The following is a 1,487-nucleotide window of genomic DNA, read 5'->3' on the forward strand; positions in this document are numbered from 1 at the left end:
GAGGGCGATCCAGAACGGGTGGGTGAGCCCGGCGCCGAGCAGGCCGGGCCACCCACCAGCACCCGCCCCAGACCAGGCACCCCCGCCGGATCCACCACACCCAGGAGAGAGGGCACCACACTCGCGACCTCCACTCCTTCCCGCACCACCAAATCCGTCAACAACCCGACATCCGCCCGCTCCGCCTCCGACGCCACCACCAGACACCCACCCGACGCCAACACCACCGCAACATCCAGCACCGAACCGTCAAACCCAAACGACGCAAACTGCAACACCCCCACACCAGGCCCAGCACCCAGCACCGGACCCAAAGCCGCCACCAAACCCACCACCGCACCCTGAGACACCACCACACCCTTCGGCACACCCGACGACCCCGACGTAAACATCACATACGCCGCCACACCCAGATCGCCGAGCACAGGCCGCACCACCGCAGCTGACTCCACCACCGGATCATCCACACACACCACCGGCACACCCAGCCCACCCGGCAACCCACCAGCCAAACCCCCATCAGTCACCACACACACCGGCCCCGCCTCCGCCAGCACCACACCCACCCGCTCCACCGGATACGACGGATCAACAAACACATACGCACCCCCCGCCTTCCACACCCCCACCAACGCCACCACCACATCAACCGACCGCCCCAACACCACACCCACCACCGACTCCAACCCCACACCCACACCCGCCAACACACCCGCCAACCGACCAGAACGCTCATCCAACTCCCCATACGACAACGACTCACCCCCACACACCACCGCCACCGCACCCGGATCCCGCACCACCCACCGCTCGAACAACCCCACCCACGACGACACCTCAGGCACCGACACCGCACCACTGTTCCAGCCATCCACCACCTGCTCCCGCACCGACAACGGCAGCACACCCACACCACCCAACGCCGCCCCCGGCGCAACCTCCAACGCCCCCACCAACTCCCCCACCGCCATCTCCACCAACTCACACACCAACCCGGCATCCCCCGGAGCCACCGCATCAACCACCACCGCAAACCCAACCCCGAGATCATCCACCGCGACCGCCAACGGATAATTCGTCCGCTCCTGCGCGAACAACAACTCAACACCCGCAGCACCACCACGCACCGAAGCACCACCGCCCGCCGACTGGCCGCCGTGGCGATAGTTGAACAGCGAGGTGAACAACGGAGCCGAAGCCGACACCGCACTGACCTTCTGGGCCAGCGCGAGCGGGGCGTGCTCGTGCACCAGCAGGCCGGCCAGCTGGGCCTGCATCGCCCGCACCGCACCCACCACATCCGTATCCGCGACGTCCATCCGCACCGGAAGCGTGTTGATGAACGGGCCAGGAATCCGCTCCGCCCCCACCCCCGCATTCATCCGACCCAGCAACAGCGTCCCGAACACCACATCCGACCGGCCCGCCAGACTCGCCAGCACCCGCGCATACGCGACGTGGAACAACGTCGCCGGACTCACCCCAAG

1 protein-coding gene is annotated in these 1,487 nt (G+C 67.2%); it reads right to left on the reverse strand.

The window, feature by feature from the left end; genetic code table 11:
* On the reverse strand, positions 1-1,487 hold a 1,487-nt coding region (locus tag ABTY56_RS38635), incomplete at both ends, for an AMP-binding protein (RefSeq protein WP_350634375.1).

Origin of the sequence: Kitasatospora sp. NPDC097691 (assembly GCF_040302665.1) — a bacterium.
Classification (GTDB): domain Bacteria; phylum Actinomycetota; class Actinomycetes; order Streptomycetales; family Streptomycetaceae; genus Kitasatospora.